This is a genomic window from Variovorax sp. GW821-FHT09B05 (genome assembly GCF_059418265.1).
Genome location: NZ_JBWKPN010000003.1, coordinates 130,681 through 144,423 on the forward strand (window position 1 = coordinate 130,681; position 13,743 = coordinate 144,423).

The following is a 13,743-nucleotide window of genomic DNA, read 5'->3' on the forward strand; positions in this document are numbered from 1 at the left end:
CAGCCACGCCCACACCGTGCCCGCCCGCATTCCCCCCCTCCAGATCAGCGCCTACACGGCCACCTCGGCCGTCGGCGTCGGCAAGGAGCCGCTTGCCGAAGCGCTCGAGCATTCGCGCAGCGGCCTGCGCGCCAACGACTTCGGCCCCGCGCCGCTGCCGACCTGGATCGGCCGCGTCGACGGCCTCGAAGAGATCCGCCTGCCCGAGGCCTTCGCGCGCTGGGACTGCCGCAACAACCGGCTGGCCTGGCTCGGCCTGCAGGCCGACGGCTTCCTCGAGGCGGTGGCCGCGGCGCGCCGGCGCCATGGCGCGGCGCGCATCGCGCTGATCCTCGGCACCTCGACCTCGAGCATCGGCGAGACCGAGCTGGCCTACACCCAGCTCGACGCCGACGGCCATTTCCCGCCCGCGCAGCGCCGCCCGGCGGTGCACACGCCGCATTCGCTCGCGATGTTCGTGCAGGAAGTGCTGGGCCTCGAAGGGCCGAGCGAGACCATCTCCACCGCCTGCTCGTCGAGCGCCAAGGTGTTCGCCTCGGCCGAGCGGCTGATCCGCCTGGGCCTGGTCGACGCGGCCGTGGTCGGCGGCGTCGACACGCTGTGCGGCAGCGTGCTGTTCGGCTTCAACTCGCTCGAGCTGGTGTCCGGCGGGCCGTGCCGGCCCTTCGATCCGGACCGCGACGGCATCAGCCTGGGCGAGGCCGCGGGCTTCGCGCTGCTCGAGCGCGCCGACGCCGCTTCCGCCACCGGGCTGCAACTGCTGGGCTACGGCGAGGCCAGCGACGCGCACCACATGTCGACGCCGCATCCCGAGGGCCTGGGCGCCGAGCGCGCGCTCGACGAGGCGCTGGCGCGCGCCGGCCTCGCGCCCGAGGCGATCGACTACATCAACATGCACGGCACCGCGAGCCAGAAGAACGACGAGGTCGAGGGCGCGCTGGTGGCGCGCCGCTTCCCGGCGCGCACGCATGCGAGCTCGACCAAGGGCTTCACGGGCCACACGCTGGGCGCCGCGGGCATCGTCGAGGCGGTGATCAGCCTGCTGGCGATCGAGCGCGGCCTGATGCCGGGCACGGTCAACTCGGCCGCGCTGGACCCGGGCTTCGGCCCGCAGATCCGGCTCGCGCCGGCGCACGGCGAGGTGCGCTACGCGCTCTCCAATTCCTTCGGCTTCGGCGGCAACAACTGCGCGCTGGTGTTCGGCAAGGCGATGGGCGCATGAGCACCACACCGACGATCTACATCGAGGGCCCGGCCTTCTGGGCCCCCACCCTGCCCGGCTGGGAGGCCGCGCGCGCGGCCTTCCGCGGCGAGGGCGCGCTCACCGATCCGCCCGCGAAGCGCCCGGCGCCGCAGGTGCTGGCCCCGGCCGAGCGCCGCCGCGCGCCCGACACCGTGGCGCTGGCGCTCGAGGTGGCGGCCGCCGCCATCGCCGGCTCGGGCCGGCAGGCCGCCGACCTGCCCTGCGTGTTCGTCTCGGCGCACGGCGACCTGTCGATCAACGACTACATGTGCAGCACGCTCGCCACCGATCCCTCGGTGCTGTCGCCCACGCGCTTCCACAACTCGGTGCACAACGCCGCCGTGGGCTACTGGACCATCGGCACCGGCTGCATGGCCGCGAGCAATTCGATCTCGGCCTACGACAGCAGTTTCGGCGCGGCCCTGCTCGAGGCCGCGGCGCAGTGCGCGGCCGACCGCGAGGCGGTGCTGCTGGTGGGCTACGACGCGCCCGCCTCCGGCCCGCTGGCGGCCGTGACGGGCAGCCAGGGCCAGCTCGCGCTGGCGCTGGTGCTGGCGCCCGAGCCCACCGAACGCACGGTGGCGGCGCTCGACTGGTCGCTGGCCAGCGACGGCGCGGCCGGCACGGCGCCCACCTCCGAGGCAGCGAAAACGCTCGCGCAGGTCAACCCGATGGCGCAGGCGCTCGGCCTGTTCGAGGCGCTGGCGCGGCTCGACGGCCGCACCGATGCGCCGGTGACGCTGCCACTGTCCCCCACCCTCTCGCTGAGACTGCTGCTGCGGCCCGGCGGGCATTGACGGAAAACCCCGAATGAAGCCGACCGCCCCTCGTTACGACGCAGTGATCATGGGTGGCGGTCTGGCAGGGCTCACGCTCGCGCTGCAGCTGCGCCAGCGCTTCGACGACCTCTCGGTGCTGGTGCTCGAGCGCCGCGCGCACCCGGTGCCGCATGCGGCGCACAAGGTGGGCGAATCGTCGGTCGAGATCGGCGCCCACTACTTCGACACCGTGCTGGGCCTGAAGCCGCACTTCGAGAACGCGCAGCTGCGCAAGTTCGGCTTCCGCTTCTTCTTCAGCGAGGGCCGGCGCGACATCGACGGCGTGACCGAGATCGGCGCCAGCCGCTACCTGTCGGTGCCCAGCTACCAGATCGACCGCGGCATCCTCGAGAACTACCTCGCGCAGGAGGCCGCGCGCCACGGCGTGCACTTCGCCGACGACGCCTTCGTGCGCCGCATCGAACTGGCCGAGGACGGCGCCACCCACCACCGGCTGCAATGGACCCAGGGCGGCGAAACCCGCGACACCGAGGCGCGCTGGCTGATCGACGCCTGCGGGCGCGCCGGCCTGCTCAAGCGCAAGCTGGGGCTGGCGCAGCCCAACGACCACGACGTGAACGCCGTGTGGTTCCGCATCGGCGAGCGCATCACCATCGATCACTGGAGCGACGACGAGGCCTGGCGCGCGCGCTGCGACCCGCAGGCGCGCTGGCTCTCGACCAACCACCTGGTGGGCGCGGGCTACTGGGTGTGGCTGATCCCGCTGGCCTCGGGCTCGCACTCGGTGGGCATCGTGGCCGACCAGAAGCTGCATCCGCTGGCCACCATCGACACCTTCGACAAGGCGATGGACTGGTTCGCGACCTACCAGCCGCGACTGTTCGAGGCGCTCGACGGCAAGCGCCACCTGCTGCAGGACTTCGCGTTCCTGCGCCACTTCTCGTACGGCTGCAAGCAGGTGTTCTCGGACCGGCGCTGGGCGCTGACCGGCGAGGCCGGCCTGTTCCTCGACCCCTTCTATTCGCCGGGCAGCGACTTCATCGCGATCGGCAACACCTACATCACCGACCTGATCGCGCACGACCGGCGCGGCCGCTCGATCGAGGCGCGCGCGCAGCTCTACGACCAGATCTACCACTCGTTCTACGAGAGCACGCTGGCGCTCTACCAGGACCAGTACCCGCTGTTCGGCGATCCCGAGGTGCTGCCGGTGAAGGTGATCTGGGACTACGCCTACTACTGGGGCGTGCTGTCGCAGATCTTCTTCCAGGGCCGGCTCACCGACCTGGCACTGCTGGGCGCCGTGCGCGACGAGCTGCAGCATTGCCAGCGCCTCAACATCGCGGTGCAGGCGCTGCTGCGCGCCTGGTCGGGCGCGAGCGAGAAGCGCAACCGCGCGGCGATGCTCGACCAGGCCGCGATGCCGTGGTTCGCCGAGCTCAACCGCAGCCTCAACGACCGGCTCGACGACGCGGCCTTCAAGGCGCGCATCCGGGCCTCGACCGCGCAGCTGCGCCGGCTGGCCGGCGAGATCCTGGCGCGGGCGCGCGACTGCGACCCGGCGCTCGAGGCCGCCGCGCTCGAGGCCCTGCTCGCGCAGCCCGAATACCGCGGCGCCCAGCGGCTTTCGGCGGCCCCGCAGGACGACGGCGCTATGCTTTTCGCAGTGCCGGCCGGTTGACACCGCGGCACCAGGTTTACCCAACTTTACGGAGCGTTCAAGCCAGCTTGCTCCCGGTGGAACACCATGAAGCGCATGAGCACCCCCCAACTCCTGATGATCGAAGACGACCAGCGCCTGGCGCAGATGGTCGGCGAATACCTCACCCAGTCGGGCTTCGGCTTCAACCATGCCGGCGACGGCGCCAGCGGCCTCGAGCAGCTGCAGCAGCACGCGCCCGACCTCGTCATCCTCGACCTGATGCTGCCCGACACCGACGGCCTCGAGGTCTGCCGCCGCATCCGCGCGCTGCCGGGCGCGATCTCCAAGGTGTCGGTGCTGATGCTGACCGCCAAGGGCGACCCGATGGACCGCATCATCGGCCTGGAGATCGGCGCCGACGACTACCTGCCCAAGCCCTTCGAGCCGCGCGAGCTGCTGGCGCGCATCCGCGCCGTGCTGCGCCGCCGCGGCGAGAGCAGCACCGAGGCCGAGGCGGCGTCGATGATGCGTTTCGGCACGCTCGAGATCGACCGCAACGCGCGCACCGTCTCGGTGGCCGGCCAGGTGGCCGACCTCACCTCCTACCAGTTCGACCTGCTGGTCGCGATGGCCGAGCGCGCGGGCCGGGTGCTCACGCGCGACCAGATCATGGAAGCCGTGCGCGGCCGCGAGCTCGAGGCCTTCGACCGCTCGATCGACGTGCACATGGGCCGCATCCGCGCGGCGATCGAGGTCGACGCGAAGAATCCCAAGCGCATCCTCACGGTCCGCGGCGTGGGCTACGTGTTCGCCAAGCAGCAGGACTGAACGGCCGACGGATGATTTCCGTCCCGCTCGTGGCACCTCTCCAGAAAAAGCGGCCGGCCCCGGCCGCCGCACTCCCCACCTCCCCATGATCAATCTGTACTCCCGCCACCTCTACGTGCGCATCTGGCTCGCGGTGGTCGGCGGCGTGGTGATCCTCACGCTGATGGCCAACTGGATCGTGCGCGTGGCGGCCGAGGCCGAGCGCGAACGGCTGGCGCCGGTGCCGCGCGAGGTGGTGGTGCTCGACGCGCAGGACAAGCAGATCGGCGCCGGCAAGGCATTGCGCGTGCCGGGCCAGGGGCTGGAATTCGACGTGACGCTCAGCGACGGCAAGGAGATCACGCTGCGCGTGGCGCCGCGCGAGCGCGCCACCGGCACCAGCGGCTTCGCGCCCTGGCGCACGCCCTTCGGCCTCGGCTGGATGATCGCGCTGGTCGGCGTGGCGGTGGCGCTCGGCGTCTATCCGATCGTGCGCCGGCTCACCAAGCGGCTCGAGACGCTGCAGCGCGGCGTGCAGCGTTGGGGCGAGGGCGATCTGTCGGTGCGCGTCACCGAGGAAGGGCAGGACGAAGTGGCCGATCTCTCCAAGCGCTTCAATGCATCGGCGGTGCGCATCGAACAGCTGGTGCGCTCGCACAAGTCGCTGCTGGCGAATGCCTCGCACGAACTGCGCTCGCCGCTGACCCGCATCCGCATGAGCCTGGAGCTCATGGGCGACCAGCCGAGCCCCGCGGCGCGCGCCGAGATCTCGCGCAACATCGCCGAGCTCGACCAGCTGATCGACGAGATCCTGCTGGCCAGCCGGCTCGACGCCAGCGAGGCCGACATGGGCACCATCGAGGCGGTCGACCTGACCGGCCTGGCCGCCGAGGAATGCGCGCGCGTCGACGCCGAGCTCGACCTGGTGGAAGGCACCGACAACGCGGCGCTGACCGTGCCCGGCGTCTCGCGGCTGCTGCGCCGCGTGATCCGCAACCTGCTCGAGAACGCGCGCCGCTACGGCGCCGGCGAGATCTCGGTGGAGCTCGGCAGCGCCGACGGCCAGGCCACGGTGCGCGTGAACGACCGCGGCCCGGGCGTGCCGGCCGCGCTGCGCGAACGCATCTTCGAGCCCTTCTACCGGCTGCCGGGCGCGAGCGAGCGCAACGGCGGCGTCGGCCTCGGGCTGGCGCTGGTCAAGTCGATCACCGAGCGCCATGGCGGCACGGTGCGCTGCGAGGACCGGCCCGGCGGCGGCGCGAGCTTCGTGATCCGGCTGCCGCGCGGCTGAAGCACGGCGCGGCCAAGCCCCGCGCGCCCCGGGGTGAAGTCAGGTTGCGCCGGAATGCGGCCCCCTAGAATTCGCGCCCTATGCAGAGATCGCACATCGTCCGGCCCGCGGCCATGTTCTGGGGGCTCGCGGTGTACATGCCGGTCGGCGTCACCTACCTCTCGGCCCTGCTGCTGCTGGTCGCCCTGCTGGTCGCGGGCAGCGGCCGCGAACGCATCGCGCGGCTGCGCGCCAATCCGCTGTGGTGGCCGGTCGTGGCCTATGTGGCCTGGACCCTGATCGTGCTGGCCATCCGGCCGCACTACCCCGAGACCCCCTCGAACCTGGTGCACGGGCTGCGCATCGCGGCCACGCTGCTGATGGCGATGGCGCTCGCGCGCGACGAGGCGATGTGGGCGCTGCGCGGCTTCCTGCTGATCTCGGCGCTCAACCTGCTGCTGGTGGTGGTGTTCTACGCGGTCGGCGGCTTCCACATCTGGGCGCCGCTGCGCGGCGTGGTGATGGAGGTCGGCAACAAGTCGATCAGCAACGCGCTGCTGTTCAGCGTGGTGGCATCGACGGCGGCGGTCTGGGGCCTGTCGCAGATCGCGGCGCACCGGGCGCTGCGCGCGCTGCCGGCCTTCGCGCTGGTGCTGCTGCTGATGGCGGTGGTGGCGCTGCCGCTGACCTCGCGCACCTCGGTACTGGCGCTGCTGCTGGTGCTGCCGCTGGTGTGCATCCACCAGTGGCGCAGCCACCTGAAGGCGCTGTCGGCGGCGCTGATCGTGGGCGCCGTGGTGCTGGGTGCGGGCCTCTACCAGCTGCCGCAGCTGCAGCAGAAGGTCGAGGTCGGCATCCAGGAGATCGAGAAGGCGCAGGCCGGCGAGATCTTCCACGGCAGCATGGTCATCCGCTACTTCATGTACCGCGACACCGGCCGCATGATCGCCGACCGGCCGCTCACCGGCTGGGGCATCGGCGGCTGGACCGAGCAGTGGCACCAGCGCGGCCCCTCGCTGTTCGCCGACTCGAACATGCCGCACAACGACTTCCTCTGGATGGGCGCGCAGGGCGGCCTGCCGGGCCTCTTGAGCCTGCTCGCGATCATGGTCGCGGCCGTCTGGCAGGCCTGGAAGCGGCCCGACATCGCGGGCCGCTATGCGCTGGCCGCGACCCTGATCGCGCTGATCGCCTCCTGCGTGAACTCGGCGCTGCGCGACGCCCAGATCGGGCTGGCGCTGCTGTGGATCGCGATGGTCTACCTGCGGCTGGCGCAGGAGCGGCAGGACCCCGAGCCCTGGCGCGACCTCTGGCCGGGCCGGCGGATCGGCGGCGAATCCGAGGCCTCGAAGCGCGCGGCGGCGCCGGGCTGACTCCGGAATCTCGTACTAGACGACTGGTCTAATCGGCGCTAGAGTTCGGCGCCATGACTGCCGTCGCCACGCCTCCCGACGTTCGCCGCCACATCCTCGACGTGGCGCATCCGCTGCTGCTGCGCAAGGGCTTCACGGCCGTCGGGCTGGCCGAGGTGCTGAGCCTGGCCAAGGTGCCGAAGGGCTCGTTCTATCACTACTTCGGCTCGAAGGAGTCCTTCGGCGAGGCGGTGCTCGAGGCCTATTTCAGCGACTACCTCGCCCGCACCGACGCCCTGCTGGCCGAGTCGGGCACGGGCGCGCAGCAGCTGGTCGCCTACTTCCAGGACTGGCTCGACTCGCAGACCGGCGACGACGCCCAGAGCCGCTGCCTCGTGGTGAAGCTGGGCGCCGAGGTCTGCGACCTGTCCGAGACCATGCGCGCGGCGCTGGACCGCGGTATCCGCCAGATCACCGACCGGCTCGCGCGCTGCATCGAGACCGGCCGCGCCGACGGCTCGCTGCCGGCCGCCGAGGCCGGCGATCCCGCGCAGACCCAGGCCCAGACCCAAGCCGTTTCGCTCTACCAGAGCTGGCTCGGCGCCAGCCTGCTCGCGAAGATCGCGCGCGACCGCGCGCCGCTCGACCGCACCATGGCCGGCACCCGGCTGGCGCTGGGTCTGGTCCCCGTTCCCACCCCGGTCGGCTGAAAGGCGGGACGACCGATGTCGCTCCCGCCTTTTTTGCGGCCCTTTTCTAGACGACCGGTCTAATTACCTGCCAGGTCATCGCCCTTCCACCACCCAGGAGCTCCTGCCCATGCCCCAAAGCGACACCGTCAACCGCCGCCTCGTCCTCGCCGCGCGCCCGCGCGGGCTGCCCACACCCGCGCACTTCCGCCTCGAGGAGGGCGCCGTGCCCGCGCCCGCCGAGGGCCAGGTGCTGCTGCGCACGCTGTACCTCTCGCTCGACCCCTACATGCGCCAGCTGATGGACGAGGTCGCGCCGATCTACGCGGCCTCGGTGCCGCTGGGCCAGCCGATGGTGGGCGGCACGGTCAACCGCGTCGTGGCCTCGAGGCATCCGCGATTCAGCGTCGGCGAGCTCGTGCTCGGCAACGCCGGCTGGCAGGACTACGCGCTGTCCGACGGCCAGGACCTGATGCCGCTGGGCGACATGGCGCGCCCCTCGCTCGCGCTCGGCGCGCTCGGCATGCCGGCCTTCACCGCCCACGTCGGCCTGCTCGACATCGGCCAGCCCAGGCCCGGCGAGACCGTGGTCGTGGCCGCGGCCACCGGCGCCGTCGGCGCGATGGTCGGGCAGATCGCCCGCTTGAAGGGCGCGCGCGTGGTCGGCATCGCGGGCGGCGCGGACAAGTGCCGCCACGCGGTCGACGTGCTGGGCTTCGACGCCTGCCTCGACCGCCACGATCCCGCGCTGGCCGAGCGCCTCGCCGCGGCCTGCCCGAAAGGCATCGACGTCTATTTCGAGAACGTCGGCGGACCGGTGTTCGACGCGGTGCTGCCGCTCTTCAACATCGGCGCACGCGTGCCGGTCTGCGGCCATATCGCCGACTACAACGCCGACGGCGAAACCCAGGGGACGAACCGCCTGCCGCTGCTGATGGCCTCGCTGCTGCAGAAGCGCATCCGCATGCAGGGCTTCGTCATCCTCGACCACTACGGCGACCGCTTCGAGGCCTTCCGCCGCGAGATGGGCGACTGGATCGAACGCGGCGAGGTGCAGCCGATGGAAGACGTCGTCGAGGGCCTGGAGAACGCGCCGGCCGGCTTCATCGGCCTGCTGCAGGGGCACAACTTCGGCAAGCGCGTGGTGCGCGTGGCCGACAAGACCTAGCTCGAGAACAGCGCGCGGATGCGCGCGTCGTGCGCCTCGATGTTCGGCGCGTGCGCCGGAGCTAGCGTGCGCAGGAAGGCCGCGTTGGCCTGCGCCTGCGCATCCAGCTGCGCATCGTGCGTCTCGGCCGCGCGCTCGATCGCGGCGGCCGCCTCGAAGACCTCGAACTCGGGGTAGTAGTAGCCCACCTCGCGCAGGAACGGCGAGTTGTGCACCAGCGCGTAGTTGCCGTAGAGCGCCTCGTACAGCAGGTAATTGAGGCCGTTCTCCCACTGGTGCGACACCACGATGTCGGTGTGGTGCGCGGCCCATTCGACGAAGGGCCCCCGCGGATCGGCCGTGGCCTTGCCGTCCTGCACCATCCGCAGCCCCAGCGCGATGTGCTTGAAGGCCGTGTTCTCCTTCTTGTCGAAGGTGTTCGTCATGTAGACGTGCTGCACGAGCTCGGGCCGCCGCACATGGCATTCGTTGGCCGCCAGCATCGGGATCAGCGAACTCTTCACCACGTTGAGGTTCGGCTCGAAGAAGGCGATGCGCTTGGCCCGGCCCTGGTTGCGGTAGCCGAAGCGTGCCTTGAGCTCGGCGTTGGCCGCGAGGCTCCGGTCGAGGAAGTACGGCGACCACACGTGCGGCAGCACGTGCACCGGCGCGCGGTACACGGCCTCGAAGTAGCTCTTGCAGGTGTGGGCGTGCTGCGGGTTGGTCCAGAGCTCGTCGAACTGCACGCGGTGCGGGTTCGGCAGCCAGGGATTGGCCTGGAAGTTGATGGTCTCGACCGCCACCACGTAGTCGTTGCCGAAGCGGTACGACACGCAATGCCCGCCGCGCTGGCGCACCGCCTCGACGTGCGTCGGGTGCACCAGCGCATTCATCTCGATCAGCAGGTCGGTCTGGTGGACCACCGCCGAGAGCGGCCGCAGCGCGCCGGCCAGTTCGCCGAGCATCATGCCCTCGGCATAGGCGGCGACGCCGTCGCCGTGCACCAGCCAGACCTCGCCCACCAGCGGCGAGCGCTTCAGCAGCATGTAGAGGTACACGCAGTGCTGGTTGGCGCCGTTGAACCAGATCGATTGCCGTGCATCGGCCCGGATCTCCATCGTGATCGCGACGTTGATCTTCATGGATGTTCCGGGCCTCCCCCGGTCTCTTTTTCTAAGGTTGCGTCAGTGCCGCGCCGACACCACCTCGCCGGCCTTGAGCCGGTAGGTGGTGCCGCAGTACGGGCACCTGGCCTCGCCGGTGCGCGCCACGTCCAGGTAGACCTTGGGGTGGCTGTTCCAGAGCTTCATGTCGGCCTTGGGGCTGGGGCAGAACACGCCGCCCTGGTGGTTGAGCTCCTTCGCGAGGAGTTCGACGACTGCAGTGGTGGACATGTTCTTCAGACCTTCGTGAGCCAGTGGGCGTACTTGGGATTCTTGCCGTTCACGATGTCGAAGAAGGCCGCCTGGATCTTCTCGGTCACCGGGCCGCGCGCGCCGCCGTCGCCGCGGTTGCCGATCTCGACGCGGTCGAGTTCGCGGATCGGCGTGACTTCGGCCGCGGTGCCGGTGAAGAAGGCTTCGTCGGCGATGTAGACCTCGTCGCGCGTGATGCGCTTTTGCACCAGCTCGATGCCCAGGTCCTTGCACACGTGCAGGATGGTGTTGCGCGTGATGCCGTTGAGCGCGCCGGCCGACAGGTCGGGCGTGTAGACCACGCCGTTCTTGACCACGAACACGTTCTCGCCCGCGCCTTCCGACACGAAGCCGCTCGCGTCGAGCAGCAGCGCCTCGTCGTAGCCGTCGTCCAGCGCTTCCATGTTGGCGAGGATCGAGTTGGTGTAGTTGCTGACCGTCTTGGCCTGCGTCATCGTGATGTTGACGTGGTGGCGCGTGTAGCTCGAGGTCTTCACGCGGATGCCGCGGCGCATGCCTTCCTCGCCGAGGTAGGCGCCCCAGGACCAGGCCGCGACCATGGCGTGGATCTTGTTGCCCTTGGGGCTCACGCCGAGCTTCTCGGAGCCGATCCAGATCAGCGGGCGCAGGTAGCAGCTCTCGAGCTTGTTCTCGCGCACGACCTGCTTCTGGGCCTCGTTGAGCTGTTCCTGCGTGAACGGGATCTTCATGCGCAGGATCTTGGCGCTGTTGAACAGGCGCTCGGTGTGCTCGGCCAGGCGGAAGATCGACGTGCCGCCGTCGGCCGTCTTGTAGGCGCGCACGCCCTCGAAGGCGCCGCAGCCGTAGTGCAGCGTGTGGCTCAGCACGTGGATCTTGGCGTCGCGCCAGTCCACGAGTTCGCCATCCATCCAGATCTTGCCGTCACGGTCGTCGAGCGAGGGGGGGATCGAGCTCATTTCCTGATTCCTTTGGGAGCTTTTGCAGAAAGCCTTCAGCGGGGGGAGGCTGTGGGGTGCGGCCTGAAGGCCGCCAAAGCCGCCGATTTTACGGCGCCGTGCCACGCTTGCCTGACCGGCGCCCCGGGCCATGCACCGCCGGTGGCGCGAACCGGCCCGGGGCCGCGACAATGGCCGGTTCCGCCAAACAAGCGATTGAAGGGAAAGATTCTCCGTGTCCGTATTCAAGAACGTCATCGTCTACCGCATCGAGCCCGGCTGGTCGCAAACGCTGGCCGAGGCCGAGGAAGGCCTGGGCAAGCAGCGCTTCGAGCCCTGCGGCGCCTCGCAGGAGAAGTCGGCCGGCTGGGTCGAGCCGCGCGGCGAGGCCCACGGCCCGCTGGTGGAATCCATCGACGGCCAGTGGCTGCTCGAGTACATGATCGAGAGCAAGTCGGTGCCGGGCTCGGTGGTGCGCCGCAAGCTCGACGAGCGCTGCGCGCAGATCGAGGCCACCACCGGCCGCAAGCCCGGCAAGAAGGAAAAGAAGGACCTCAAGGAGGACATCACGCACGGGCTGCTGCCGATGGCCTTCACGCGCACCGCGCGCGTCACGGTGTGGGTCGACCAGGCCGAGCGCCGGCTGGTGGTCAACAGCTCCAACGCGGCGCGCGCCGACGAGGTGGTCAGCAGCCTGGTGCAGAACTTCACGGGCTTCGGCACCATGCAGCTCAACACCCAGATCGAGCCGGCCGCCGCCATGTCCGAATGGCTGGCCTCGCAGGAGCCGCCCGCGGGCTTCACCATCGACCGCGAGTGCGAGCTCAAGGCCACCGACGAGTCGAAGGCCGTGGTGCGCTATGCCAAGCACCCGCTCGACATCGACGAGGTCAAGCAGCACATCGCCGACGGCAAGCGCCCGACCCGCCTCGCGCTGACCTGGGACGACCGCGTGTCCTTCGAGCTCACGCACGGCCTGCAGATCCGCAAGATCGTGTTCCTCGAGGGCACCGACGAAGGCGCCGGCGGCGGCAAGAAGGAAGACAACTTCGACGCCGACGTGGCGATCGCCACCGGCGAGCTGGGCCAGCTGGTGCCGGCGCTGCTCGACGCGCTCGGCGGCGAGGCGGCCTTCACCGCGGCGCCGGCCGAGGAAGCGCCGAAGGCCGCTGCCAGCGCGACGGCCGTGACCACGGCCGAAGAGGAAGACGCGCCGTTCTGAGCCGGCGCGGCCGGCGTCAGGCCACCAGGTAGGTCTGCGCCAGCCGCACCCAACAGGCCGCGCCCAGCGGCAGCACCTCGTCGTTGAAGTCATAGCCGGGGTTGTGCACCATGCAGCCGCCGAACTCGCCTTCGCCGTTGCCCAGCAGCACGTAGCAGCCGGGCAGCTCGGCCAGCATCCAGGCGAAGTCCTCGCTGCCCGCGAAGCCGCGCGGCACCGTGGCCGCCACCTTGTCCGCGCCCACCAGCGCGGCGCACACCTCGGTCATCAGCCGGCTCTCGGCCTCGGTGTTGACCACCGGCGGCACCAGCGGCCGGTAGTCGATGGAGGCCTCCACGCCATGCGCCTGCGCGGTCAGCGCGACGATCTCGCGGATGCGCGACTCGACCAGCGCGCGCGTCTCGGGCCGGGCCGCGCGCACGTTGAGCCCGAGCGCGACGGACTGCGGAATCACGTTGTGGGTGGCACCGCCCCGGATGAAGCCGACCGACAGCACCGCCGTGTCGTCGGGCGCGACGTTGCGCGCCACCACGCTCTGCAGCGCGGTCACGGTGGCGGCGGCCGCCACCACCGGGTCCTGCGCGCGGTGCGGCATGGCGCCATGGCCGCCCTTGCCCTGGATCGTCACGTCGGCCACGTCGGATGAGAGCGTGACCGGCCCCGCCTGCACGATGAAGCTGCCGGCCGGCACGCCGGGCGCGTTGTGCAGCGCATAGACCGCGTCGCAGGGAAAGCGCTCGAACAGGCCGTCGGCGATCATCGCGCGCGCGCCGCAGAGGTTCTCCTCGTCGGGCTGGAAGATCAGGTTCAGCGTGCCGTCGAAGTCGCGGCTCTTGGCGAGCGCCTTCGCGGCCGCGAGCAGGATCGCCGTGTGGCCGTCGTGGCCGCAGGCATGCATGCGGCCGTGCTGCCGGCTCGCGTAGGGCAGGCCCGTGGCCTCGACGATCGGCAGCGCGTCCATGTCGGCGCGGATGCCCAGGCGCCGCGTGCCGCTGCCGAGCTTGAGCTGCCCCACCACGCCGGTCCTGCCGATGCCGGTGTGCACCTCGTAGCCCCATTCGCGCAGCAGCCGCGCGACCAGTTCGCTGGTCGCGCTCACCTCGAAGCCGAGTTCGGGCTCGGCATGGATCCGGCGCCGGATGTCGACGAAGGCCTCGGTGTCGATCTCGATCGGCGGCAGCAGGCGGGACAGGAGCTTGGTGGTCTGGAGGCTGAGTTCGCGGGTCATGGGAGGGATTCGTTTCGCGGGAAGGAGGGAGA

13 protein-coding genes are annotated in these 13,743 nt (G+C 70.7%); 9 read left to right on the forward strand and 4 right to left on the reverse strand.

From position 1 onward, the window contains the following. Positions 1-16 precede the first annotated feature (16 nt). From AC07RM_RS09020 to curA, 8 genes are all read left to right on the forward strand, one after another. Positions 17-1,222, forward strand: a complete 1,206-nt coding sequence (locus AC07RM_RS09020; protein WP_495334240.1) for a beta-ketoacyl-[acyl-carrier-protein] synthase family protein — start codon at positions 17-19, stop codon at positions 1,220-1,222. Then, positions 1,219-2,040, forward strand: coding sequence for a beta-ketoacyl synthase chain length factor (locus AC07RM_RS09025; protein ID WP_296774613.1), 822 nt, complete (start codon positions 1,219-1,221; stop codon positions 2,038-2,040). The genes AC07RM_RS09020 and AC07RM_RS09025 overlap by 4 nt, the downstream gene beginning before the upstream one ends. 13 nt (positions 2,041-2,053) lie before the next feature. Beyond that, positions 2,054-3,703 carry an NAD(P)/FAD-dependent oxidoreductase gene (locus AC07RM_RS09030; protein ID WP_495334241.1) on the forward strand — a complete coding sequence of 550 codons (1,650 nt, stop codon included), beginning with the start codon at positions 2,054-2,056 and terminating at the stop codon, positions 3,701-3,703. Positions 3,704-3,769: 66 nt separating this feature from the next. Then, on the forward strand, positions 3,770-4,492 hold the full coding sequence (locus AC07RM_RS09035; protein ID WP_093344026.1) for a response regulator: 723 nt from the start codon (positions 3,770-3,772) through the stop codon (positions 4,490-4,492). Between the two features lie 85 nt (positions 4,493-4,577). Then, positions 4,578-5,762 (forward strand): ATP-binding protein, encoded by a 1,185-nt coding sequence (locus AC07RM_RS09040; RefSeq protein WP_395349371.1) that lies wholly within the window; start codon positions 4,578-4,580, stop codon positions 5,760-5,762. Between the two features lie 80 nt (positions 5,763-5,842). Continuing rightward, positions 5,843-7,114, forward strand: coding sequence for an O-antigen ligase family protein (locus AC07RM_RS09045; RefSeq protein WP_495334242.1), 1,272 nt, complete (start codon positions 5,843-5,845; stop codon positions 7,112-7,114). A 53-nt stretch (positions 7,115-7,167) separates the two neighbouring features. Beyond that, complete coding sequence (locus tag AC07RM_RS09050) at positions 7,168-7,803, forward strand: TetR/AcrR family transcriptional regulator (RefSeq protein WP_495334243.1); 636 nt, start codon at positions 7,168-7,170, stop codon at positions 7,801-7,803. Positions 7,804-7,912: 109 nt separating this feature from the next. Next, positions 7,913-8,950, forward strand: a complete 1,038-nt coding sequence (curA, locus tag AC07RM_RS09055; protein ID WP_495334244.1) for an NADPH-dependent curcumin/dihydrocurcumin reductase — start codon at positions 7,913-7,915, stop codon at positions 8,948-8,950. On the opposite strand, the gene AC07RM_RS09060 is transcribed toward curA, so the two are convergent. Genes AC07RM_RS09060 through AC07RM_RS09070 form a run of 3 tightly spaced genes read right to left on the reverse strand, consistent with a single transcriptional unit; the run spans position 8,947 to position 11,282 of the window. Further along, the gene (locus AC07RM_RS09060) at positions 8,947-10,071 is read right to left on the reverse strand and encodes a DUF2827 family protein (RefSeq protein WP_495334245.1); all 1,125 of its coding nucleotides are present in this window, start codon (positions 10,069-10,071) and stop codon (positions 8,947-8,949) included. The two genes, curA and AC07RM_RS09060, sit on opposite strands and share 4 nt — an antisense overlap. A gap of 42 nt (positions 10,072-10,113) precedes the next feature. Next, complete coding sequence (locus AC07RM_RS09065) at positions 10,114-10,323, reverse strand: zinc-finger domain-containing protein (protein ID WP_057592770.1); 210 nt, start codon at positions 10,321-10,323, stop codon at positions 10,114-10,116. A gap of 5 nt (positions 10,324-10,328) precedes the next feature. Then, complete coding sequence (locus AC07RM_RS09070; protein ID WP_495334246.1) at positions 10,329-11,282, reverse strand: branched-chain amino acid transaminase; 954 nt, start codon at positions 11,280-11,282, stop codon at positions 10,329-10,331. Positions 11,283-11,496: 214 nt separating this feature from the next. On the opposite strand from AC07RM_RS09070, the gene AC07RM_RS09075 reads away from it, so the two are divergent. Continuing rightward, positions 11,497-12,483 carry a recombination-associated protein RdgC gene (locus tag AC07RM_RS09075; RefSeq protein WP_495334247.1) on the forward strand — a complete coding sequence of 329 codons (987 nt, stop codon included), beginning with the start codon at positions 11,497-11,499 and terminating at the stop codon, positions 12,481-12,483. A 16-nt stretch (positions 12,484-12,499) separates the two neighbouring features. On the opposite strand, the gene AC07RM_RS09080 is transcribed toward AC07RM_RS09075, so the two are convergent. Next, positions 12,500-13,711, reverse strand: coding sequence for a M20 aminoacylase family protein (locus AC07RM_RS09080; RefSeq protein WP_495334248.1), 1,212 nt, complete (start codon positions 13,709-13,711; stop codon positions 12,500-12,502). Positions 13,712-13,743 lie beyond the last annotated feature (32 nt).

Excerpts from the sequence above, each read along its gene's own strand:
- AC07RM_RS09025 (WP_296774613.1), top strand. The coding sequence starts at position 1,219 with ATGAGCACCACACCGACGATCTACATCGAGGGCCCGGCCTTCTGGGCC.
- AC07RM_RS09030 (WP_495334241.1), top strand. The coding sequence starts at position 2,054 with ATGAAGCCGACCGCCCCTCGTTACGACGCAGTGATCATGGGTGGCGGT.
- AC07RM_RS09035 (WP_093344026.1), top strand. The coding sequence starts at position 3,770 with ATGAAGCGCATGAGCACCCCCCAACTCCTGATGATCGAAGACGACCAG.
- AC07RM_RS09040 (WP_395349371.1), top strand. The coding sequence starts at position 4,578 with ATGATCAATCTGTACTCCCGCCACCTCTACGTGCGCATCTGGCTCGCG.
- AC07RM_RS09045 (WP_495334242.1), top strand. The coding sequence starts at position 5,843 with ATGCAGAGATCGCACATCGTCCGGCCCGCGGCCATGTTCTGGGGGCTC.
- AC07RM_RS09050 (WP_495334243.1), top strand. The coding sequence starts at position 7,168 with ATGACTGCCGTCGCCACGCCTCCCGACGTTCGCCGCCACATCCTCGAC.
- curA (WP_495334244.1), top strand. The coding sequence starts at position 7,913 with ATGCCCCAAAGCGACACCGTCAACCGCCGCCTCGTCCTCGCCGCGCGC.
- AC07RM_RS09060 (WP_495334245.1), bottom strand. The coding sequence starts at position 10,071 with ATGAAGATCAACGTCGCGATCACGATGGAGATCCGGGCCGATGCACGG.
- AC07RM_RS09065 (WP_057592770.1), bottom strand. The coding sequence starts at position 10,323 with ATGTCCACCACTGCAGTCGTCGAACTCCTCGCGAAGGAGCTCAACCAC.
- AC07RM_RS09070 (WP_495334246.1), bottom strand. The coding sequence starts at position 11,282 with ATGAGCTCGATCCCCCCCTCGCTCGACGACCGTGACGGCAAGATCTGG.
- AC07RM_RS09080 (WP_495334248.1), bottom strand. The coding sequence starts at position 13,711 with ATGACCCGCGAACTCAGCCTCCAGACCACCAAGCTCCTGTCCCGCCTG.